The sequence below is a fragment of the Azospirillum sp. NS33 genome (assembly GCF_059703765.1).
Genome location: NZ_BAAKJB010000006.1, coordinates 38,585 through 60,110 on the forward strand (window position 1 = coordinate 38,585; position 21,526 = coordinate 60,110).

Below are 21,526 nucleotides of genomic sequence, written 5' to 3' on the forward strand. Positions count from 1 at the left end.
TCTCTCCCCGCTCATTGGTCCCTTGACAGAAGGGGGGTCGAATCGGCTTAAAAGGGGCGTCCTTTTCGAATAGAGAATCCGCTCGTCTCGCGGGCGATAAAGCAGGGGACCATATGACTGGCGACGTTGAGACTATTAGCCCGCCTGATGCGGTCGGGCGACGCGACCTATTGCGTTTTGGTCTAGGAATTGTGGCGACGGCTTCGGTAATGACGCCCCATGAATCCTTGGCGTTGCCAAGGGCGCCGAGCCGGCATCTGCATCTGTTGAACCTCCACACCGGGGAACGCCTGCAGGGCGACTACTGGTCCAAGGGCCACTATCTCAACACCGGCGTCCGCGCCTTCAGCCGGCTCCTGCGCGACCACCGCACCGGCGACGTCCACCCCATCGACCCCCGGCTGTTCGATCTGCTGCACCAGCTCCAGCGCCGCATTGGCTTTCGCGGTCCGGTGCACGTGGTGTCCGGTTACCGCTCGCCGGCGACCAACGCCCTGCTCCGCGCCGCGGATCACGAAGGCGTGGCCAAGTTCAGCTACCACATGCAGGGCAAGGCCATCGACCTGCGCCTTCCCGGGGTTCCCTTGCGCACGCTGCACCGCGCCGCCCTGAGCCTGAAGGCGGGCGGCGTCGGCTATTACCCGAGCAGCGGCTTCGTCCACATGGACGTCGGTCCCGTGCGGCGCTGGTGACCGGCCCGGCCGGTCAATGGCCGGCGGCCCACGCCGCCACCAGGGCGTCCTGGCGCGCCCGTGCCCGCGCCAGCCAGGATCGCGCGGCGGCCGGCATCCGGGGATCGCGCCGGTCGAGGCCGGCGTCGAGCGCCTGCCGCCGCGCCGCGTCGCCGATGAACAGCGCAAAGCCGAGCCGGCCGCCGCTGGCGGTCGCCACCTCGCCGGCCAGGCCCTTGGCGTAGGCCAGGGTGCCGGACTTGGCGCGCACCCCCGGCCGCGGCCCGTCCTCGTCACCGCCCGGCAGGAGGCTGGCCAGCCGGGCCCCGCCGACCCGCAGCACCGCGGCGATCTGGCGCGGCGTCGCCCGCGACCCCGCCGACAGCCCGGAGTGGTTGGCGAGCCGGAAGCCGCGCCAATCCACGTCCGGCGCCTGGGCGGCCAGCCAGCGGTCGAGGGTCGCCGCCGAGGCGGCCAGGGTGTCCACCGCCGGGGCGAGGCGGCGGGCGGCGGCCAAGCCGATCAGCTCGGCCGTCAGGTTGTTGGAGTGTTCCAGCATGGCTGCCACCAGGTCGGCCAGCGGCGCACTGGCGTGGGCGGCCAGGGTGGTTGCCGCATCGGGCGTCGTTCCCGGCATCGGGGCGGGAAGCGCCAGCCCGCGGTCGGCGGCCAGCTGGCGGAACACGTGGGCGGCGGCCAGCCCCGGCCGCCGTAGGGGCAGCCAGGCCCGCCGCGGCGCGCCGGCGCCGGTGTCGACCCGCCAGCGGTCGTCCTCGACCGCTCCCACCGGGACGACCGGAAAGGGGGCGGTCCCGGCCGCTCCTCCGGCCGTGTCGATGGCGACGCTGGCGATCGGGGTGCGGCCGCCGTCGGCCACCGCCAGCGCCCGGACCGCGGGGGCCGCGCCGGGTCCGTCGGCGACCTCAAGCAGGAAGCGGTTGAAGTTCAGCGACAAGGCGCCGACGCCGACGTTGTAGCCGGCGGTCGACGGCTGGCCGGGATCGATCTCCGGCAGCTCCGGCAGGGCGGAGGTGTCGTAGAGGAAGCGGCCGGCGACCCGCCGCACCCCGGCCGCGGCAAGCCGGTCGACGAAGCCGCGGAGGTCGTCGCTGGTCAAGGCGGGGTCGCCGCCGCCGACGAGGTGGAGGTCGCCCGCCAGCACGCCGTCGCGCAGCGTGCCGGTGGCGGCGAGGCGGGTCGTGAAGCGGTGCGCCGGCCCCAGCAGGTCGAGCGCCGCGGCGGCGGTCACCAGCTTCGCCACCGATGCCGGCACGAAGGCCTGGTCGGCCCCCTCCTCGGCCACCACCCGCCCGTCGACGGGATCGAACAGGATGTAGCCCAGCGCGTCGGCCCGCGCCGCACCGGCGGCCGTCACCGCGCTGAGCAGGACCACGACCAGGGCGAGGAGCGGGACCGCCGAGGCCAGGCGGCGGCGGGCGGTGCGGTGTCCGGTGCGGTGTCCGGGCGGCATCGGCATTGGCATCGGCATCGGCATCGGCGGTTGGGTCCGGTGGCATCGGGTGGCGGGGCGCCGGTCTCGGCCATATGGCCGAACGCGGCGGGTTGGGGTAGTCTGGGCGGCAGAGTGTGGGGGACGAGGGTCAGGATGGCACGCCGGCAGAGCGCATCCTTCGAGGTGGTGGTCGAGCAGGGGGGGCGGCCCAACATCGACGGTGTCTTCGCCGAAGAGGCGGCGGCCCTGGAGCGCGCCCGCTACCTGCTGGCCCAGGCCAGATACTCCGCTGTCCGGGTGCTGCGGGTCAACGCCGCCGGGCGGGAGGACACCGTGTTCGAGAAGGCCTACCGCGGCGGCGGCAAGGCGACGGTGATCTCACCCGTCGACGAGTCCCCGGTCTGCGCCACGGTCGAGGAGGTGTTCGGCTTCGACAGCCGCATGACGCTGCTGCGGCTGTTCCGCGCGTACTGCGACGACCAGACGGTGATCCCGGCCGAACAGCTCCACCGCTACTACCCGCTGCGCTATTTCGAGCGCGAGGCGCTGCTCTTCAATTCCGGCCTCAGCCGGCTGGCCGCCCTGCAGGCGCCGGCCGCCGGCGTGGCGGCCCACGAGCGCCAGAGCGCCCTGGAGCGGCTGTTCAACGCCCTGAAGGAGCTGGCCCGCGACGCCGGCGACCTCGCGCCGTTCGACGAGGCGCTGCGGCGTGGCGGCGTCGGGCGGCTGCTGGCGGACAGCCGCGCCGAACGCCCGCCGGCGGAGCTGGACCGCGTCGTCACCCACGCCTTCGCCACCCTGCTGGAGCCCCATCGCGACTGGCCGGCGAAGGTCACGGCGCTGCTGGACCGCCACGAGCCGGACGATGCCGACGCCGTGCGGGTCGTCGACGAACTGCTGTGCGAGACCATCGACGGGCGCGAGCCGATCCGCGCGCTGATCGGCTACGCCCCGGACCTCTCCCTGGCCTTGCGCAGCCTGGTCGCCGCGGCGGCGGGCGAGCTCGACGACCGCCTGCCGCACACCGGACCGCTGCTGGCCCTGTCCAGCGCGGCGGCGCAGGGCGCCCTGCCGCGGGTGCGGGAGGCGCTGTTGAACCGCGTGCGCGGCGGGCTGGAGGGGCGGGGCGCCCTGACCCGCACGGGCGGCACCGCGGAAGGCCAGGCGTTCCAGGGCCTGGCCACCCGCCTCGCCGGGTTCGACGGGTACATGGGCGGGCCGGGGATGGCCGCCGCGCTGACCCAGCGGGCGAAGACGTCGTTCTCCGCCGGCGGCAACGACCTTCCCTTCGAGGCGGCGGTGCAGCGCCTGGCCGGATGGCTGGTGTCGCCGGCGGCGCGGATCGGCTATCTGCTGGACCTCGCGACCAGCCCGTTCGGCCGGCGCCGCATGAGCTATCTGATCCGCGAGGTCGGCGACATCTTCGCCGAGGTGCGCACCGCCCGCGACCTCGCCCCGGAGGGCATCACCATCGGCGGGGTCAAGGAGGGGCTGGGACGGCGGCTGCGGGCCGCCGGCATTCCGCACGCCCTGACCGAGCAGCTCATGGCCAAGATCGCCGCCATCGCCGCGCCGGAGCCAGGGGTGCGGTCCTGTTCCGGGACGACGGTGGAGACGCTGCTGGCGACGCCCCCGGGCGGGGCCGTCCGGCCCGCCCGCCGGCTCGTCCTGCGCGTCGCCGGCCGCCTCCATGCGATCCCCGACGAGGGCCCGGCGCTGGTGCTCGGGCGCTCCCGGGACTGCCAGGTCGTGCTGCCGGTGGCGTCGGCGTCGCGCCACCACGCCACGGTCGCCGTCGCCGGTGGCCGCTTCGTGCTCACCGACAGCAGCCGCAACGGGACCCGCCTGGTCACCGCCACCGACACGGTGGTGCTGGGCACCGGCGAGAGCGCCGATCTGGAGGGGGAGGGGGAGATCGTCATCGGTTCCACCCAGGCGGGGGAGACGCCGGTGCGCATCCCCTGGGAGATCGAGGGGTAGGCTGTGACCACGGGTCGCAGAGGGGGCCGGGGCGGTCAGCCCAGCCATGTGCCCCGGCCACTTCTCTACTCCGCCAGGGGAGATGTAGCCTGTCCGGCAACCATCATCGAACCATGACGAGAACGGAGCATCCGATCATGCCCATGCGTCGCAGGGACCTGCTGGCGGCCGCGGCCACCGGCGTCGCCGCCGGCACCGTGGCGGCACCGGCCATCGCGCAGAGCCAGCCGTCGGTGCAGTGGCGCCTGGCGTCGAGCTTCCCGAAGAGCACGGACATCCTCTTCGGCACCTCGGAACTGATCGCCCGGCGGGTCGCCGAGAGCACCGACGGAAAATTCCAGATCCGCCTGTCCGCCTCGGGCGAGATCGTGCCGGCCCTGCAGGTTCTCGACGCCGTCCAGAACGGCACGGTGCACTGCGGCCACACCTGCGGCTACTACTACGTCGGCAAGGACCCGACCTTCGCCTTCGACACCGCCATCCCGTTCGGCCCGAACGCACGCCAGCAGAACTCCTGGTTCCTCTATGGCGGCGGGCGCGAGGTGATGCGCCCCTTCTTCGCCAAGCACAACATCGTCCAGTTCCAGGCCGGCAACACCGGCGTCCAGATGGGCGGCTGGTACCGCAAGGAGATCAAATCCCTGGACGACCTGCGCGGCCTGAAGATGCGGATCGCCGGAATCACCGGGCAGATCATGGCGCGGATGGGCGTGACGCCGTCGCAGATCCCGGGCAGCGACGTCTACCCCGCCCTGGAACGCGGCACCATCGACGCCACCGAGTTCGTCGGCCCCTACGACGACGAGCGGCTGGGCTTCGTGCAGGTCGCCAAGTACTACTACGCTCCGGGGTGGTGGGAGGGCGGGCCGCAGGTCTCGCTCTACGTGAACCTTCAGGAGTGGGAGGCGCTGCCCAAGGCCTATCAGTCGGTGCTGGAAAGCGCCTGCGCCGAGGCCAACGCCGCCATGCTCGCGCGCTACGATGCGGAGAATCCCCGGGCGCTGAAGCGGCTGGTCGGCAAGGGCGCGCAGCTGCGCAGCTTCCCGCGCGACATCCTGGAGCGGGCGCACACCATCGCCTTCGAGCTGTACGACGGGATCGCCGCGGACAACGAGTCGTTCCGCGCCGCCTACGACAGCTGGCGCCTCTATCTGGAGGACTCGCAGCTCTGGTTCCGGTTCGCCGAGACGCCTTACGACAACTTCATCCAGGCGGTCGGCAGCCGCCGGCGCGGCTGATCCGGACGGGCGGCGCCCGCCCGACGCCGCCCGTCCCCCGGCGTCAGAAATACGGCGCGAGGTTGCGGCGGATGCGCTCCAGCACCGGCTGCGGCTCGGCCGGCAGGTCGAACGGCCGGCCGGTGATGGTGCGGTACGCCTCGATGTAGACGGCCGCGGTGTCGGCCACCAGCTCGGCCGGGATCTCGGGGATCGGGTCCTTGTAGGGGTCGCAGCGCTGGCTCACCCAGGTCCGCACGAAGTCCTTGTCGAAGCTCTGCGGGCGGTGGCCGGCGGCGAGCCGCTCCTCGTAGCTCGCCTGCATCCAGTAGCGGCTGCTGTCCGGGGTGTGGATCTCGTCGGCCAGCAGGATGGTGCCGTCCTCGGCCATGCCGAACTCGTACTTGGTGTCGACCAGGATCAGCCCGTTCTGCGCGGCCATGGCCCGGCCGCGGGCGAACAGGGCCAGGGCGGCATCCGACACCGTCCTCCATTGCTCGGCCGTCAGCAGCCCGCGCGCCACGATCTCGTCCGGGGTGATCGGCTCGTCGTGACCGCCCTGGTCCGCCTTGGTGGTGGGCGTCACCACGGTGTGCGGCAGCTTGCGGTTCTCCTCCAGCCCGTCGCGAAAGCGGAGGCCGTACATCTCACGCCGGCCGGCCTTGTACATCGACCAGATCGAGGTGGAGGTGGTGCCGGCCATGTAGTCGCGCACCACCACCTCCACCGGCAGGATGCGCAGGCGCCGGCAGACGACCACGTTGGGGTCGGGGTACTCCAGCACGTGGTTGGCGATGATGTCGGCCGTCTGCTCGAACCAGTAGCGCGCGGTCTGGGTGAGCACCTGCCCCTTGAAGGGGATGGCGGTGAGGATGAGGTCGAAGGCGCTGAGCCGGTCCGAGGCGACGATGATGCGGCGGCCGTCGGGCAGGTCGTAGTTGTCGCGCACCTTGCCCCGGTAGTGGTTGGGCAGCTCCGGAATCGTGGCGTCCCACAGCGTGGAGCCGAGGTGCGGCAGCAGCGCGCCGCGGTCGATGGTGGACACCGGATAACCCTCCTCGAGGCCGTCGTAGGCCCGCGGTGTAGCACAGGACCGGCGGGCCGTGCCAGCCGCCCTAGAGGCCGATCCCGGCGAACCCGGCGACCGCCGCCAGGCCCAGGGCGACGCAGAGCGCCGTGAGCCGGACGATGCGCTCGCGCAGCAGGTTGCGCTCGTCGCAGAGGGCGGGCAGGCGGGCCTCCAGCTCGCCGGCGCGGCCGGCCGCCGCGCGCAGTTCGGCCACCAGCGTGTCCGGCGCCACCTCCTCCACCGCCTCGCGGTCCCACTCGGCGGCCAGCCCGGCGGCCAACCCGGCGACGCGGCCGCCCGGTGCGGCGGGGTGGTCGTAGTCGGGGTAGTTGGCGGCGGCCCAGGCCGTCGCCTGGGCGAGGAGATAGCGGCCCGCCGGCGTGCGCTCCAGCCCGTCGGCGCGCTCCAGCCGCAGCGTTCCGGCCGCCGTCTCCACCGTGACGCGGACCGTGTCGGCGGCCGGCGCGAACGCCGAGGCGCGGGGAAAGGGCATGGCGGCGGCCGGGTCGCCGGCGTCGATCTCCAGGGGGCGGAACTGCAGGCGCAGGAAGTCGAGGCCGCGCTCCTGCCGGCGCGACCAGCGGACGAGGCCGAAACGCCCCCCGGGGTGCAGGCGCACGATGGTTTCCCGGAACGGTTCGGCCCGGCGCTCCAGGCTGACCGGGCTGGGCGCCGGATCGAGGGTGCCCGTCCACCCCATGCCAGGGGCCGCGGACCACGTGGATTGGGGCATGCGGGATTCGCGTGTTGCCGGCGCCAGCGGCGGACCCGCCTGCCAGGGGGGGCGCCGCGGCCGCACTCGTACACCCCCCGGCGCGGCGCTGTCAACGCGGCCTCCCGGCCCGGTCGGGGGGCGCCGGCGCCGCCGCCGGGCGCCCGCGGGCCTTGCCACGGCGGGATTTTTTCATGATGCTGCAAATTTGCAGAAACGAAAAGCACGCCGCCATGACCGAACGCCGCCATGAGACGCCCCTGCCGCAGCGCGTGCTGGAGGCGTATGACGACCTGACGAAGGGGGAGCGGCGGCTGGCCGATCTGCTGCTGGAGACCCCCGACGCGCTGGCGCTCTGCTCCGCCACCGAGCTGTCGCGCCGCGCCGGGGTCTCCAACGCCACCACGGCGCGCTTCTTTCAGCGCATGGGCTATCCCAGCTTCAAGACCGCCCAGAAGGAGGCGCGCAACCCCACCGCCGGAGCGTCGCCCGACGCCATCCGCATCGGCCGCTTCGGGTCGGCCAAGGCGGATCTCGGCGACCACCTCGCCGCCGACATGCAGAACCTCGTCCGCTCGGTGGAGCAGGTGCGGTCGGACGAGCTGGCCCAGGCGATCCACATGCTGGCGCGGTCGGACAAGCTGTGGGTGGTGGGCTTCGGCGACAACTACCCGCTGGCCCATTTCGCGCGGGCCCTGCTGATCCGCGTCAAGCCGGACATCCGGATGATCCCCATCGGCGGGTTCTCGGTGCCCGAGGAGTTCGCCTCGATCCGCTCCTCGGACGCCATGCTGGCGCTGGGCGTCGGCCGCAAGGCCCGCAGCCTGCGGTCGATCATGCGCTCGGCCGTGCACGCCGGCGCCCAGGTCGTGCTGGTGACCGACCAGGCGACCCGCGCCGGCACCGACTTCGCCACGGTGACGCTGCGCTGCCGCACGAAAGGAACCGGCGTGTTCGACAGCGTCGTCGCCCCGGTCTCGCTGCTGACCTACCTGTGCTCGGCGCTTGCCTTGCGGATCGGCCAGTCGGCGATCGAGCGGCTGCAGTTCATCGACCAGATCCACGACGATTGGGGCGACATGCTGACCGGGGACATCTGAACGGATTTGCCGGGTCGCGGCGTCGGCGGGCCGTAAATTCAATCATTGATGAAAATAATACCGCGGAATATGAAAATTCATTGACTTGTTTTTTCACCGCTCCGTATCGTTCGTTCACCGACGGGGCCACCGCCCGGCGCCGCCGATCACCACCACGACACCGTCGGTCGCCGACGACCGACGCCAACCACCGTCCAGGCCGGAAGCCGTTTTCCGGCAACGCGGATGCGCGCCCTGGCGCCGGACCGCCGACCCTGTCTCCGCCGGGCGCGGCGCCGGGGAGCGGTGGCGCCGGCCGGGAGCAGGGGCCGCGCCAACAGACAGGGGGCCGCAGATGACGCACGCCGTTCGCACCGCACTTCGATCCGCCGCCGCCGCCACCCTCGGCCTCGGCCTTCTCAGCGGCGCCGCCGCCGCCAAGGACATCGTGTGGGCGCGCTACGGGGACATCGACACGCTTGACCCGCACCGCGCCACCAGCACCCTGTCGCTGCAGGTGTGGAGCCTGATCTACGACACGCTGCTGGCGGTCGACGCCGAAGGCCGGCCGGTGCCGCACATCGCGTCGTCCTGGACGGTCAGCCCGGATGGCACCCGGTACACCTTCTCCCTGCACGACGGCGTGACGTGCCACGACGGCACGCCGCTTGACGCCAACGACGTGAAATACACGGTCGACCGCGCCTTCGACGCGGCCAATCCCAGCGTCACCAAGGCGAGCTGGGGGCCGGTGGTCAAGGCCGAGGTGGTCGACCCGCTCACCGTGACGCTGACGCTGGCGACGCCCTTCGTCGCCCTGGTGCCGTTCCTGGCCGACAGCTTCTCCTCGATCCTGTGCGACAGCAACCAGGGGAAGGAGGGCTTCGGCACCAGCGTCGCCGTCGGCTCCGGCCCCTGGTCGCTGGTGTCGTGGACCAAGGGCGACCGCATCGTCCTCGCCCGCAACCCGTCCTACAGGAACTTCGGCAAGCTGGCGGAGAACAAGGGCGCGCCGCACATGGACGGCCTGGTCATCGCCACCGTGCCGGAGCCCCAGGCCCGCCTGGCCGGGCTGAAGACCGGCGCCATCCACATCGCCGAACCGCCGCTCGACGACGTGCCGACGCTGAAGGAGTCGGGCGAACTGGCGATCGTCACCGCCGAGAACACCGGGCAGAACGTGTTCTGGGAGTTCGCCGTCCACCGCCCGCCGTTCAACGACGTGCGCGCCCGCCGGGCGGTGGCCCACGCCACCGACGCGGCGGCCGCGATCGACCTGGTCTACGGCGACCTCGCCGTTCCCGAAAAATGCCCGATCGCGCGCGGCGTCTTCGGCAACGACCAGGCGTTCTGCGCCAAGCATGGCCAGTCCTACGATCCCGAGAAGGCCAGGGCGTTGCTGGCCGAGCTCGGCTACGGTCCCGACAAGCCGCTGGAGACGACGCTGATCGCCTGGACCGGTGGCAAGCGCGACAAGCTGGCCGAGGTGTTCCAGGCCCAGCTCGCCGAGGTCGGCATCGAGGCCTCCATCGAGATCATGGACATCGGCACCATGAACGCCCGGGTGCGCCAGGAGAACGAGACGCCGGACGGGCCGGGCAGCATGGATATGATGACGTGGTCCTGGTACGACCCCGACATCCTGTACGCCCTGTGGCATTCGCCGGGGGCCTACCGCGGCTACACCACGCCGGAGCTGGATGCCATGCTGGAGAAGACGCGTGTCCTGACCGACCCGGCGGGGCGCAAGGCGGCGGTCCAGGACGTCATGGCCCACCTCCTGGAGAACGCGGTCCACGTGCCGCTGTACACGCCGGGCTGGGAATGGGTGTTCGCGGTGCGCCCGGAGGTCTCCGGCTTCAAGGTGGCGCCCTTCGTCTACCCGGTCTTCAACGACGTCACGCTGTGATCCGCTGAGGTCGTGCGAACGGGCGCCGGCACCGGCCGGCGCCCCCCGTCAACCCGAGGGGGCGAGGAACGGATGTGGCGTTTCCTGCGCAAGCGGATCGCGATGGGGCTGCTGACGGTGCTGGTCACCACCGTCGCCGTCACCGTGCTGATCCACCTCGTGCCGGGCGATCCGGTGCAGATCATGTACGCCCAGAGCCAGGGGACGACGCCCGAGCAGCTCGAGCAGATCCGGAGCCGGCTCGGCCTCGACCGGCCGATCCCGGAGCAGTACGTCCGCTTCCTCGGCCGGCTCGCCCAAGGCGACCTCGGCACCACCATCCGCGGCCAGCAGCCGGTGCTCGACCTCATCCTCCAGCGCCTGCCCAACACCCTGGTCCTGGCCGCGGCGGCGATGGCGGTGGCGCTCCTGATCGGCGCGCCGCTGGGCTTCGCCGCCGCATACAAGCGTGGCACGCTGCTCGACACCGGCCTGATGGCGCTGGCCATCGCCGGCGTGTCGGTGCCCCATTTCTGGCTGGGCCTGGTGCTGCTGTTCGTGTTCGCGGTCGACCTGCAATGGCTGCCGGTGGCCGGCACCGGGCCGCTCAACATCGTCCTGCCGGCGCTCACCCTGGGGCTCTCCAACGCCGCCGTGGTGGCGCGCATGACGCGGTCGGCGATGATCGACGTGATGGACCAGGACTTCGTGCGCACCGCCCACGCCAAGGGCCTGCCCCGCGCCGTCGTGCTGGAGCGCCATGTGCTGCGGGCCGGGCTGGTGCCGGTGGTGACCATGACCGGGATGCAGTTCGGCTACCTGCTGGGCGGCGCCATCGTCGTGGAGAACATCTTCGCCTGGAACGGCGTCGGCCGCCTCGCCATCGAGGCGATCTTCCAGCGCGACTACCCGATGATCCAGGGCTTCATCCTGGTCTTCGCCTGCACCGTGGTGACGGTGTCGATCCTGCTCGACGCGGTCTACGCCGTCCTCGACCCGCGCATCCGGAGGAGCTGACATGGCGGCCGACACCCTCGCGGCCCCCGCCGCCGACGCCCCCGAACGCCCGCGGCGCGGCTTCTGGCGCCGCCTGCTGGCCAGCCCCGGCGGGGTCTTCGGCCTGGCGGTCATCGTGGCGCTGGTCGCCGCCGCCCTGCTGGCCGATCACATTGCCCCGTTCGCACCGACCCGGATGGCCGCCGGCAAACGCCTGGCGGAGCCCTCGCTGCGCCACCTCATGGGGACCGACGAGTTCGGCCGCGACATGTTCTCGCGCATCGTCTTCGGCGCCCGCCTCACCCTGCGGATCGGCGCCATTGCCGTGGGCATCTCGCTCACCGTCGGGTTGGCCGTCGGCCTCGTCGCCGCCTACGCCCGCGGTGCCCTGGAGGCGGTGCTGATGCGGCTCAGCGACGTGCTGTTCTCCTTCACCGAAACCCTGATCGCGCTGGCCTGCGTGGCGGTGCTCGGGCCCAGCCTGGAGAACGCGATGATCGCCGTCGGCGTCGCCGGCGTCCCGTTCTACGCCCGCACCGCCTACGCCACCGCCCTGGTGGAGACCTCGAAGCCCTATTTCGAGGGCTCCGTGGCGGCGGGTGCCGGCCATGCGCGCCTCGTGCTGCTGCACCTCCTGCCCAACGTGCTGCCGACCATGGTGGTGGTCGCCACGCTGGGCCTGTCGGCGGCCATCCTCGCCGCCGCGGGGTTGAGCTTCCTCGGCCTGGGCGCGCAGCCGCCGGCCCCGGAGTGGGGGGCGATGCTGTCGGCCGGCCGCGACTTCTTCAGCCGCGCACCCTGGCTGATGCTCTACCCCGGCCTGGCCATCGCCCTGGTGGTGCTGGGCTTCAACCTGCTGGGCGACGCGATCCGCGAAGCCATGGACCCGCGCGGGAGAGACCGGTGAGCGACGCCCCCCCACCGCTGCTCGACGTCCGCTCCCTGGCGGTCGGCTTCGGGCGGACCGCCCCGCGCCCGGTGGTGCACGGCGTCTCCTTCGCCGTCGGCGTTGGCGAGACCCTGGCCCTGGTCGGCGAAAGCGGCTCAGGCAAGAGCGTCACCGCGCTGGCGGTGATGGGCCTGCTGCCGCCCGCCGCCCGCCTCGCCGGCGGCGCCATCCGCTTCGAGGGGCGCGATCTCGGCACCCTGGGCGGCGATGCGCGGCGCCGCCTGCGCGGCGCCCGCGTCGGCATGGTGTTCCAGGAGCCGATGACGGCCCTCAACCCCGTGCTGTCGATCGGCCGGCAGATGACGGAGGCGCTGGTCCTCCATCGCGGCCTCGCCATGACGCAGGCGCACCGCCACGCCGCCGCCATGCTCGACCGCGTCGGCATTCCCCGCGCCGGCGAGCGGATGGGCCAGTACCCGCACGAGTTCTCGGGCGGCATGCGCCAGCGGGTGATGATCGCCATGGCCATGGTGCTGGAGCCGCGCCTGCTGATCGCCGACGAGCCCACCACCGCGCTGGACGTCACGGTCCAGGCCCAGATCCTCGACCTGATGCGCGCGGTGACGGCGGAGGCCGGGACGGCCGTCCTGCTGATCACCCACGACATGGGCGTGGTGGCCGAGATGGCCGACCGCGTCGCGGTGATGCGCCACGGCCGCATCGTCGAGAGCGACGCGGTCGCCCCGCTGTTCGGCGCGCCGCGGCATGCCTACACCCGCGGCCTGCTGGCCGCGGTGCCGCGCCTCGACGGCCCGGCGGGGGTGGCCGCACCGGTGGCGCCGGCCGGCGGGCACGGCCCCGCCCCGGTGCTGCGCCTCGACGCCGTGACCAAGAGCTTCGCCGGGCGCCGGCGCGGTGGGGGCACCCTGGCGCTCGACGCCGTCTCCCTCGACGTGCACCCCGGGGAAACGGTGGCGCTGGTCGGCGAAAGCGGGTCCGGCAAGTCGACCCTGGGCCGCATCGCCTGCCGCCTGACCGACCCCGACCACGGCACCGTCCTGGTCGCCGGAGAGGACGTCACGGAGACGCGCGGGCACCGGCTGCGGACCGCGCGCGCCCGCATCCAGATGATCTTCCAGGACCCGTTCGCGTCGCTCGACCCCCGGTTCACCGCGGGCCGCACGATCGCCGAGCCGATGGTCATCCAAGGCCGCGCGCCGCGGCCGGAGATCCGCCGCCGCGTGCGCGACCTGCTGGACCGCGTCGGGCTCCCGGCCGACGCCGCCGACCGCCTGCCGCACGAGTTCTCCGGCGGCCAGCGGCAGCGCATCGCCATCGCCCGGGCGCTGGCGGCGGACCCGATGGTGGTGGTGGCGGACGAGCCGACCTCCGCCCTCGACGTCTCGATCCAGGCGCAGATCCTCGACCTGCTGGCCGACCTGCGGCGCGAACGGACGCTGGCGTTCCTGTTCATCACCCACGACCTCAGCGTCGTGCGCCGGGTCGCCCATCGGGTGGCGGTGATGCGCGCCGGGCGCGTCGTCGAACTGGCCGACACCGCCACCGTGCTGGGCGCCCCGGCCCATCCCTACACCCGGGCCCTGCTGTCGGCGGCGCCGTCACCCGACCCGGCGCGGCGCGGCCGCGCCCGTCTGGCGGTGCCGGACGACGCCCCGGCGGGGCCGCTGGTCACCGTGGCGCCCGGCCACTGGGTGGCCTCGTGACGGCGGCCCGGGGGTGCGCCCGATGACCATCGGCATCGCCGCCTTCGGCCCCGGCGCCGGGCTGGCCGTCTGGACCGCGCTGCGCACCGCGGAGACGGTGGGGACCGGCGCGATCGGCGGCTTCGTCAGCCTCGTGGTGATCGCCACCGACGGCGCCCTGCACCGCGCCGAGACCCAGCGCGGCGGCGCCGCCGCGCTGTTCGGGGGCGGGCCGGTGCCGGGGCCGGTCGCCGGGGCGCGCCACGCCGCCCTGATCTCGAGCGGACCCGACCGCCCGGCGCCGCTGTCCCAGTTTACGCCGGCGGATCCGGCGGTCGGCCTGGTGACCGGGCACCGCATGCCCAACGCCCTCGGCGCCGGCGGCCGCCCGTTGAACGAGGAGGTGCTGCGGGGGATGGGCGCGGGGTGGTCGCCGGAGCGCGCGGTCGCCCGGGTCGTCGCCGACAACCCGACCGCCGACGCCGGGTTCATCGCCCTGGCCCTCGATGGGCGCCTGCACGCCGCCGACACCGCCTATCTCGCCACCTTCGGCGATGCCGGGGCGGCGCGCCTCGGCTCGGCCGGCGCGGGGGCGGCGGTGGCGGTGCTGCACAACTCCATCCGGCCCCACCGCGCCCTGGCCATGCTGGTCGCCGAGATCGCCCACGACGTGATGATCCCGCCGGACCGGCCCGACGGCCACCTCACCTTGGCGGCCGGCGTGCCGGTCGAGGTGGGCGCGCGCAACGCGGTGCGCATCGATGGCGCCGGCCGCGTCCGCGCCCTGAGCGTCGGCGACGCCCGGTACGCCCGCGGCCGGTGGAGCCTCGGCCTCGGCTACCGGGCACCGGTGGAGGGGGACGCCGGCCCGGTGGGCGAGGCGCTGTACGAGCCGTACCTGGTGGTCGTCGACGGCCGGCTGGACTCGATCGACGGGGCGGCGGTGCTGCAACTGCCCGTCCGGGCGACCGGAAACGGCCCGGGTCCGGGCCCGCGGGCGTGGAGCGGGAGCGCCCCGGAAGAGGTGCCCCGGACGGATTGACCGCGAGGAAACGACACCGGGGCTTGACATTCCCGGCCATGGGCGGCATCGATAGTGAAAATCATTTGCAATCTCATGCATCTGCCCCAGCCCACCGGGTTTCGAGTCAGGGAGATCACCATGTCGAAGCGCATTGCCGGACTGATGGCCACCGCCGCCATCCTCCTTCCCCTCGCCGCGGGTGCCGCGGACGGGGTGCGGACGGCCGGTGTCCAGACCGCCGCCGCCGCCCCGACCGCCAACGCGGTGCTGACGACCTACGCCGACATCGCGCACGCCACCTACCAGGACGCGCTGACCACCGCCAAGACGCTCAAGACGGCGGTCGATGCGCTGCTCGCCAACCCGACCGAGGAGACGCTGGCCAAGGCGCGCCAGGCGTGGCTCGCCGCCCGCGCGCCGTACCAGCAGACCGAGGCGTACCGCTTCGGCAACCCGGCGGTCGACGACTGGGAGGGCAAGGTCAACGCGTGGCCGCTGGACGAGGGCCTGATCGACTACGTCGACGCCTCGGCCTACGGCGCCGGCGACGAGAACCCGTTCGCCAAGGCCAACGTGGTCGCCAACACCACGATCAAGGCCGGCGACAAGACGGTCGACGCCGGCACCATCACCAAGGAGTTGCTGGCCGAGCAGTTGCAGGAGGCCGGCGGCGTCGAGGCCAACGTCGCCACCGGCTACCACGCCATCGAGTTCCTGCTGTGGGGCCAGGACCTCAACGGCACGGACGCGGGCGCCGGCGACCGCAAGGCGAGCGATTTCGCCAAGGACGGCTGCACCAACGGCAATTGCGAGCGGCGCGGCCAGTACCTGCGGGTCGCCACCGAGTTGCTGATCGACGATCTCCAGGAGATGGTCGACGCCTGGGCGCCGGGTGGTGCCGCGCGCAAGGACGTCGTCGACGCCGGCGAGAAGGACGGCATCGCCCGCATCCTGACCGGCATCGGCAGCCTGAGCTACGGCGAGCTGGCGGGCGAGCGGATGAAGCTCGGCCTCATCCTCCACGACCCGGAGGAGGAGCACGACTGCTTCTCCGACAACACCCACAACTCGCACTACTACGACCAGCTCGGCATGGTGAACGTCTACACCGGCCAGTACCGCCGTCCCGACGGCAGCGTGGTCAGCGGCCCGTCCCTGTCCCAGTACGTCGCCGCCACGGCGCCGGAGGAGGACGCCGCGGTGCGCAAGAGCATGGAGGCCACCACCAAGGCGATGGAGGCCATCAAGACCACCGCCGACAGCGGTGCCATGGCCTATGACCAGATGATCGGCGCCGGCAACGAGAAGGGCAACACGCTTGTCTCGGACGCCATCGAGCGCCTGGTCGCCCAGAAGAACGCGCTCGAAGGCGTGGTGTCCAAGCTCGACCTGACCATCCACGTGGAAGGGTCGGACAGCCTGGACAACCCCTCGGCCGTGCAGTAGGGGGTGAGGCCCGTTCCCGCCTGCGGGGACGGGCCGCCGCCTCCGGTGGCCAGCGGCGCGGCACCGCCCGCGCCGGCGGCCGTCGGCGGACGCCGCGGTGTTCGCCGAGATACGGGTGAGGGGGAGACCGGGGGCCGGGAACCCAACTGCCGAGCGGGCCTCCTCACCCGGCTCCCGGTCCGCATGCGCATCGGAAAGGCCCCATGACGCACAGCATCCCGGTCGCGGCCGTCCTGCCGGTTGCGGCCATTTCTGCTTTTCTGGCCGCCGCCCCGGTCGTGGCGGGCGCGGCCGACCTCGATTTCGCCATGGGCGAGGCGATCTTCGAGCGCCCCTGGGTGCAGGCACCGTCCTCGACCAAGGCGGCCGACGGCCTGGGGCCGCTGTTCAACGCCCGCTCCTGCGCCGCCTGCCATCCCGGCCTCGGCGGCGGCCGCCCGCCCGACGGCGACACGCCCGGCGTCGGCTTCGTGCTGCGCCTGTCCGACGACCCGGTGTACGGCCGCCAGCTCCAGGAGCAGGCGACCGCCGGCCTGTCCCCCGAGGGCCGGGTCGCGGTGACCTGGCGGGACGAGACGGTCCCCTATCCCGACGGGTCCCATGCGGTCCTGCGCCGCCCGGCCTACGCTGTGGACGCGCTGGCGTACGGCCCCCTCGCCGTGCCGCCCGGCGCCGTGTCAGGGCGCGTCGCCCCGCCGGTCCGCGGTCTGGGGCTGTTGGGGCGCGTGCCCGACGCCGCCATCCTGGCCCTGGCCGATCCGGACGACCGCGACGGCGACGGGGTGGCCGGCCGCCCCAACTGGTCGGTCACCGCCGACGGGCGCAGGGGGCTCGGCCGATTCGGCCTGAAGGCCGCCCACTCCACGGTTGAATCCCAGAACAGCGAGGCCTTCAGCCTGGACGTCGGCATGTCGACGCCGCGGCACCCCACGCCATGGGGCGATTGCACGGCGGCGCAGGCCGACTGCCGCGCCGCCCCCCACGGCGACCAGCCGCAGTTCGAGGGGCTGGAGATCCCCTCCGCCCTGGTGGCGGTTCTGACCACCTACGTCGAGGGCCTGTCCCCGGCGGGCGGGCTGGAACCGCCGGCGGACACCGCCGGTGCGTCCCTGTTCGCCGCCACCGGCTGCGCCGCCTGCCACCGTCCGGCGTTCGAGACCGGGGAGGATGCGGCGGCGCCGCATCTTTCCAAACGCGCCATCTTCGCCTACACCGACCTGCTGCTGCACGACCTGGGCGACGACCTGGCCGACGGCGTGGCGGCGGGCGAGGCGACGGGCCGCGACTGGCGGACCGCGCCGTTGTGGGGCCTGGGCCGCCGGGCCGATGCCGATGGCCGGTTCGCGCTGCTCCACGACGGGCGCGCCCGCAGCGTGGAGGAGGCGATCCTCTGGCACGGCGGCGAGGCGGCGACGGCCCGCCGGCGCTTCCAGGACCTGCCGCGCGCCGCGCGCGAGCGGCTCGTCCGCTTCGTGCGGTCGCTTTAGGGAAACAGAGGGAAATCGATGCGACGACGTTCATTGCTGGTCCTGATGGCCGCCGCGGCCGTCGCGGGGTGGCTGCCGGCGGCGCCGGCCGCGGCCCGCACGACCGCCCAGACCGTGGCGTTCCTCGACGGCCTGGTGCGCACCCATGTGCAGCCGCGCGTCGACGCCCTGGCCGCCGCGACCGCCGGCCTGGTGCCGGTGCTGGAGCGTTTCTGCGCCGGCCCCGACGCCGCCGGGCTGGAGGCGGCGCGCGCCGGCTACCACGGCGCCATGGACGCCTGGGCCGGGACCCAGCACCTGCGCTCGGGGCCGCTGCTGCTGGAGATGCGCACCGACCGCATCGCCTTCTGGCCGGAACGGCGCAACATCGTCGCCCGCCAATTGGGCCAGGTGCTGAAGGCCCAGGACCCCAAGGTGCTGGAGCCCGGCGCCCTGCGCAAGCAGAGCGCCGCCGTGCAGGGCCTGACCGCGCAGGAGCGGCTGCTGTTCGACGAGGGCGTCACGCCGGCCAGCTTCACCGGCGACGGCGGGCGTTTCCGCTGCGGTCTCGCCGTGGCGGTGGCCCGCAACACCGCGGCGCTGGCGGCCGAGGTGCGCGACGGCTGGGCGGCCCTGACGCCGGACCTGGTGGCCGGCAAGCCGACCTCGGTGGGGGCCACGCCGGAGGCGGCCACGGAGAACCTCTACGCCTCCCTGGTCACCATGGCGCAGATCGTGGTGGACCAGAAGCTGCTGTTCCCGATGGGCGACAACGCCGCGGACACCAGGCCGTCCCTGGCCGAGGCGACGCGCAGCGGCCGCTCGATGCGCGCCATCGCCCTCAACCTCCAGGCCATGGCGGCGATGGTCGAGGGCGAGCGGGGCGGGCCGGGCTACGCCGCGCTGCTGCCCGCGGGCGCCGAGGGCGCCGCCGCAGCGGAGGCGGCCTCCTCCTCCTTCGCCGCCGCGCTGGCCGCGGCCGAGGCGGTGGACACCCCGTTCCTGGAGGCGATCGCGGACCCGGCCCGGCGGCCGGCCGTGGTGGCCGTGCGGCAGGCGACCAAACGGGTCCAGGCGGTGCTCGTGCAGACCTTTCCCCCTCTCATCGGCGTGGCGTTGGGATTCAATGAACTGGACGGCGATTGATCGGCGCCGGCTGCTTGCCGGATTCGGCGGGCTGCTGGCCGTGGCGGCGCTGCCCCGCACCGTGCGGGGCGGCGGGCCGCTCTTCCTCTCGGCCTACGCGACCGCCGGCGCCGGCACGCTGACCTACGGCGTGGCGGCCCTCGACGGCGACGGGGTGGTGGCGTTCGCGACGCCGCTGCCGGGCCGGGCCCACGCGGTGGTGCCGCACCCCACCCGGGCCGAGGCGGTGGTGTTCTGCCGCCGGCCCGGCCGCTGGTTCGTCCGGGTGAATCTGGAGGACGGCGCGGCCGGCCCGCCGGTGCCCGCGCCGGACGACCGGCGGTTCGCCGGCCATGGCGCGTTCACCGCCGACGGGACCCTGCTCTACGTGGTGGAGGACGACGTGCCGGGCGAGACCGGGGCGCTCGGCGTCTACGACGTGGCGGCCGGCTACCGGCGGATCGGCGCGCTGCCGACCCACGGGCTCGGCCCCCACGACGTGGTGCTGCTGGACGGCGGGGCGTCCCTGGCGATCGCCAACGGCGGGGTGCTGACCCACCCGGAGACCGGACGCGTGAAGCTCAACCTCGACACCATGGACTCGTCGTTCACGGTCATCGACGCCGCGGACGGGCGCCTGCTCGACAAGGCACGGCTGGAACCGGACAACGACAACCTGGGCATCCGGCACCTGGCGGCCCTGCCCGGCGGCGAGGTCGCCTTCGCGGTCCAGGACGAGCGCCCCACCGGCGCCATCCAGCCGCTGGTCGGGGTGCGCCGCACGGACGGCACCCTGCACCTGTTCGATGCGCCGGAGGAGGAGCTGATGCGCTTCGAAGGCTACATCGGCAGCGTCGCCAGCGACGGGCGGACGGTGGCCGGAAGCTCGCCGCGCGGCGGTCGCGTGGGCTTCTGGGACGCCGCCTCCGGCGCCTGGCTCGGCGCCGCGCCGCTGCCCGACGGGTGCGGGCTCGCCGCGACCGCGGCCGGCTACCTCGCCACCAGCGGCCACGGCGCCGTGGCGCCGCTCAGCCCGCGGGCGCCCACCAGGGTTGGCGGCCACGACGTGGCGGGCTTCCGCTGGGACAACCACTTGACGCCGTTGGCCTGACTCGACGCGGCCCCCTCACCGGCGCGGGCCGGGAGGGGGCGACCGCGTCAGTCGTACATCTGCTCCTGCTGGTAGGCCTGGAGGCCGACGCGCTGGATCAGTTCGAGCTGCGTCTCGATCCAGTCGATGTGCTCCTCGGTGTCCTCGAGCAGCTCCTCGAACTGCTGGCGGCTTTCGTAGTCGCGCAGCTGCTCGCAGGTCGTGATGGCCTCGATCAGGTTGGTGCGGGCGCTGAGTTCGACCTTCAGGTCGTTGTTCAGCATCTCCGGCACGTCCTCGCCGATCATCAGCTTGCCGAGATCCTGCAGGTTGGGCAGTCCTTCGAGGAACAGGATGCGCTCGATCAGCTTGTCCGCGTGCTTCATCTCGTCAATGGATTCTTCGTAGATCTTCTTGCCGATCCTCTTCAGGCCCCAGTTCTTGAGCATCCGTGCATGCAGAAAGTACTGGTTGACGGCGGTGAGCTCACCGGTAAGGATTTTGTTCAGGTGCGCAATAACCTGAGGATCGCCCTTCATTATCTTCCCTCCGACTGCAAAACGATGATCCGGCCGCGTCTCAACGGCAAGGTGCTGCGTTCCCTATTCGCATGAAATAGGTGGCGGGGCAATCGCGCAAAGACCTTGTGAATCATTATCATCGAATACTTTGATGTAACTGATAATGACTTGCAGTCCCTGGCGGCTCATCGGCCGCCGGAGGAGCCGGGGAGGGGCGGTGCACCGGTCCGGTGCACCGCGCGGGTCAGCGCAGGAAGAACTGGACGGGCACGACCAGTTCGACCGGGTCCTCGGTGAACTCGTCCGGCGGCGCCGGCAGCGGCGAGGCGCGCTGGACGAGGTCGAGCGTCTCCTGGTCCAGCAGCCGGTGGCCGGACGGGCGGTCGAGGCGCACCGACAGAACCGTTCCCTGCCGGTCGATGGTGAACCGCACATAGGCGACCCCCTCCTGGCGCCGCACCTGGGCGGACCGCGGGTAGCGCTTGTGCCGTTCCAGGTGCCCCAGCAGGCGGTCGCGCCATTTCGGCACGGTCTGGCTGGGGCGGTCGGATGGCGCCGACTGGATCGGCGCGGCGGCGGTCGGCGCCGCCGGCAACGGTGCCGCGGGTGCGGACGACGGCGGCGGCGCCGGCTTCGGGCGCTTCACCTCGCGCACCGGCTCCTTCGGCTTCTGGGGCTTCTGGGGCAGCGGTGGCGGCGTCGGCTTGGGCGGCGGCGGGGGCGGCTCCTCGATGGCGACCTCGGGCTCGACCTCGGGCGGCGGCGGCGGCTCGGGTGGCGGCTCCGGCGGCGGGGGCTCGGGGTCCGGCGGCGGCGGTTCCGGCGGGGGCGGCTCCGGCGGTGGCGGGTCGGGGGGCGGGGGGTCCGGTTCGGGTTCCGGCTCGGGCGGCGGCTCCGGCTGCGGCTCGGTGGCGGCGGACTGCACCGTCGGCGCGCTGGGCAGCGGCGCCAGGTCGATCATCACCGCCGCCAGGGGCGGGGTGCTCGGCGGCGGCGGCACCTGCAGCGCCATGATCGCGGCGGCGCCGCCGACGTGGACGGTGACCACGGCGATCAGGCTGGCGGTCCAGCGCACGGTGGTGCGCACGGGGCGCCGCGCGGAAAACGGATCGGGAAGGCCGGTCATCGCGGGGCGGCGCCCTCCACGGCCGGCCCGGCCGGCGCAGGGGGCGCCCCGGCTGCGGCGGGCGCCGGCGG

Annotated in this window: 19 protein-coding genes; 14 read left to right on the forward strand and 5 right to left on the reverse strand. The window is 73.3% G+C overall.

Annotated elements, in window-relative coordinates:
• Positions 1 to 113 precede the first annotated feature (113 nt).
• Positions 114 to 692, forward strand: a complete 579-nt coding sequence (gene mepK, locus AC6H2I_RS07600; protein WP_497499991.1) for a peptidoglycan L,D-endopeptidase MepK — start codon at positions 114 to 116, stop codon at positions 690 to 692.
• A 13-nt stretch (positions 693 to 705) separates the two neighbouring features.
• Here the strand turns inward: mepK and dacB are convergent, their stop codons facing one another.
• Positions 706 to 2,142: a D-alanyl-D-alanine carboxypeptidase/D-alanyl-D-alanine endopeptidase gene (gene dacB, locus AC6H2I_RS07605; RefSeq protein WP_497499992.1), complete on the reverse strand. Its 1,437-nt coding sequence runs from the start codon at positions 2,140 to 2,142 to the stop codon at positions 706 to 708.
• Between the two features lie 135 nt (positions 2,143 to 2,277).
• Here dacB and AC6H2I_RS07610 point away from each other — a divergent pair, with 135 nt between their 5' ends.
• Both AC6H2I_RS07610 and AC6H2I_RS07615 read left to right on the forward strand, forming a co-directional pair.
• Entirely contained in the window at positions 2,278 to 4,104 is a 1,827-nt protein-coding gene (locus AC6H2I_RS07610) for an FHA domain-containing protein (RefSeq protein WP_497499993.1), read from the forward strand.
• 143 nt (positions 4,105 to 4,247) lie between these two features.
• Positions 4,248 to 5,342 (forward strand): TRAP transporter substrate-binding protein, encoded by a 1,095-nt coding sequence (locus AC6H2I_RS07615; protein WP_497500131.1) that lies wholly within the window; start codon positions 4,248 to 4,250, stop codon positions 5,340 to 5,342.
• Positions 5,343 to 5,385: 43 nt separating this feature from the next.
• Here the strand turns inward: AC6H2I_RS07615 and AC6H2I_RS07620 are convergent, their stop codons facing one another.
• The gene (locus AC6H2I_RS07620) at positions 5,386 to 6,366 is read right to left on the reverse strand and encodes a phosphoribosylaminoimidazolesuccinocarboxamide synthase (RefSeq protein WP_497499994.1); all 981 of its coding nucleotides are present in this window, start codon (positions 6,364 to 6,366) and stop codon (positions 5,386 to 5,388) included.
• A 70-nt stretch (positions 6,367 to 6,436) separates the two neighbouring features.
• Positions 6,437 to 7,123 (reverse strand): hypothetical protein, encoded by a 687-nt coding sequence (locus AC6H2I_RS07625; RefSeq protein WP_497499995.1) that lies wholly within the window; start codon positions 7,121 to 7,123, stop codon positions 6,437 to 6,439.
• 212 nt (positions 7,124 to 7,335) lie between these two features.
• Here AC6H2I_RS07625 and AC6H2I_RS07630 point away from each other — a divergent pair, with 212 nt between their 5' ends.
• The 10 genes from AC6H2I_RS07630 to AC6H2I_RS07675 all read left to right on the forward strand — a co-directional run bounded on the left by AC6H2I_RS07630 (position 7,336) and on the right by AC6H2I_RS07675 (position 19,829).
• Positions 7,336 to 8,202 carry a MurR/RpiR family transcriptional regulator gene (locus AC6H2I_RS07630; protein ID WP_497499996.1) on the forward strand — a complete coding sequence of 289 codons (867 nt, stop codon included), beginning with the start codon at positions 7,336 to 7,338 and terminating at the stop codon, positions 8,200 to 8,202.
• A gap of 334 nt (positions 8,203 to 8,536) precedes the next feature.
• Positions 8,537 to 10,090, forward strand: a complete 1,554-nt coding sequence (locus AC6H2I_RS07635) for an ABC transporter substrate-binding protein (RefSeq protein ID WP_497499997.1) — start codon at positions 8,537 to 8,539, stop codon at positions 10,088 to 10,090.
• A gap of 72 nt (positions 10,091 to 10,162) precedes the next feature.
• Positions 10,163 to 11,086: an ABC transporter permease gene (locus AC6H2I_RS07640; RefSeq protein WP_497499998.1), complete on the forward strand. Its 924-nt coding sequence runs from the start codon at positions 10,163 to 10,165 to the stop codon at positions 11,084 to 11,086.
• 1 nt (position 11,087) lies between these two features.
• Positions 11,088 to 11,972 carry an ABC transporter permease gene (locus tag AC6H2I_RS07645; protein ID WP_497499999.1) on the forward strand — a complete coding sequence of 295 codons (885 nt, stop codon included), beginning with the start codon at positions 11,088 to 11,090 and terminating at the stop codon, positions 11,970 to 11,972.
• Positions 11,969 to 13,678 carry a dipeptide ABC transporter ATP-binding protein gene (locus AC6H2I_RS07650; protein WP_497500000.1) on the forward strand — a complete coding sequence of 570 codons (1,710 nt, stop codon included), beginning with the start codon at positions 11,969 to 11,971 and terminating at the stop codon, positions 13,676 to 13,678. The genes AC6H2I_RS07645 and AC6H2I_RS07650 overlap by 4 nt, the downstream gene beginning before the upstream one ends.
• 22 nt (positions 13,679 to 13,700) lie before the next feature.
• Complete coding sequence (locus AC6H2I_RS07655; protein WP_497500001.1) at positions 13,701 to 14,699, forward strand: DUF6963 family protein; 999 nt, start codon at positions 13,701 to 13,703, stop codon at positions 14,697 to 14,699.
• A 120-nt stretch (positions 14,700 to 14,819) separates the two neighbouring features.
• Positions 14,820 to 16,127 (forward strand): imelysin family protein, encoded by a 1,308-nt coding sequence (locus tag AC6H2I_RS07660; RefSeq protein ID WP_497500002.1) that lies wholly within the window; start codon positions 14,820 to 14,822, stop codon positions 16,125 to 16,127.
• Between the two features lie 203 nt (positions 16,128 to 16,330).
• Complete coding sequence (locus tag AC6H2I_RS07665; protein WP_497500003.1) at positions 16,331 to 17,614, forward strand: di-heme oxidoredictase family protein; 1,284 nt, start codon at positions 16,331 to 16,333, stop codon at positions 17,612 to 17,614.
• A gap of 18 nt (positions 17,615 to 17,632) precedes the next feature.
• Positions 17,633 to 18,739 (forward strand): imelysin family protein, encoded by a 1,107-nt coding sequence (locus tag AC6H2I_RS07670; RefSeq protein ID WP_497500004.1) that lies wholly within the window; start codon positions 17,633 to 17,635, stop codon positions 18,737 to 18,739.
• Positions 18,720 to 19,829: a DUF1513 domain-containing protein gene (locus tag AC6H2I_RS07675; RefSeq protein WP_497500005.1), complete on the forward strand. Its 1,110-nt coding sequence runs from the start codon at positions 18,720 to 18,722 to the stop codon at positions 19,827 to 19,829. Before AC6H2I_RS07670 ends, AC6H2I_RS07675 begins: the two co-directional genes overlap by 20 nt.
• 47 nt (positions 19,830 to 19,876) lie before the next feature.
• Here AC6H2I_RS07675 and bfr read toward each other — a convergent pair whose 3' ends face one another.
• Positions 19,877 to 20,326 carry a bacterioferritin gene (bfr, locus tag AC6H2I_RS07680; RefSeq protein WP_497500132.1) on the reverse strand — a complete coding sequence of 150 codons (450 nt, stop codon included), beginning with the start codon at positions 20,324 to 20,326 and terminating at the stop codon, positions 19,877 to 19,879.
• Between bfr and AC6H2I_RS07685 the strand changes: the two genes are divergently transcribed.
• On the forward strand, positions 20,264 to 20,422 hold the full coding sequence (locus AC6H2I_RS07685) for a hypothetical protein (protein WP_497500137.1): 159 nt from the start codon (positions 20,264 to 20,266) through the stop codon (positions 20,420 to 20,422). The two genes, bfr and AC6H2I_RS07685, sit on opposite strands and share 63 nt — an antisense overlap.
• Before the next feature lie 151 nt (positions 20,423 to 20,573).
• On the opposite strand, the gene AC6H2I_RS07690 is transcribed toward AC6H2I_RS07685, so the two are convergent.
• Positions 20,574 to 21,455: an energy transducer TonB gene (locus AC6H2I_RS07690; RefSeq protein WP_497500006.1), complete on the reverse strand. Its 882-nt coding sequence runs from the start codon at positions 21,453 to 21,455 to the stop codon at positions 20,574 to 20,576.
• Positions 21,456 to 21,526: the final 71 nt, after the last annotated feature.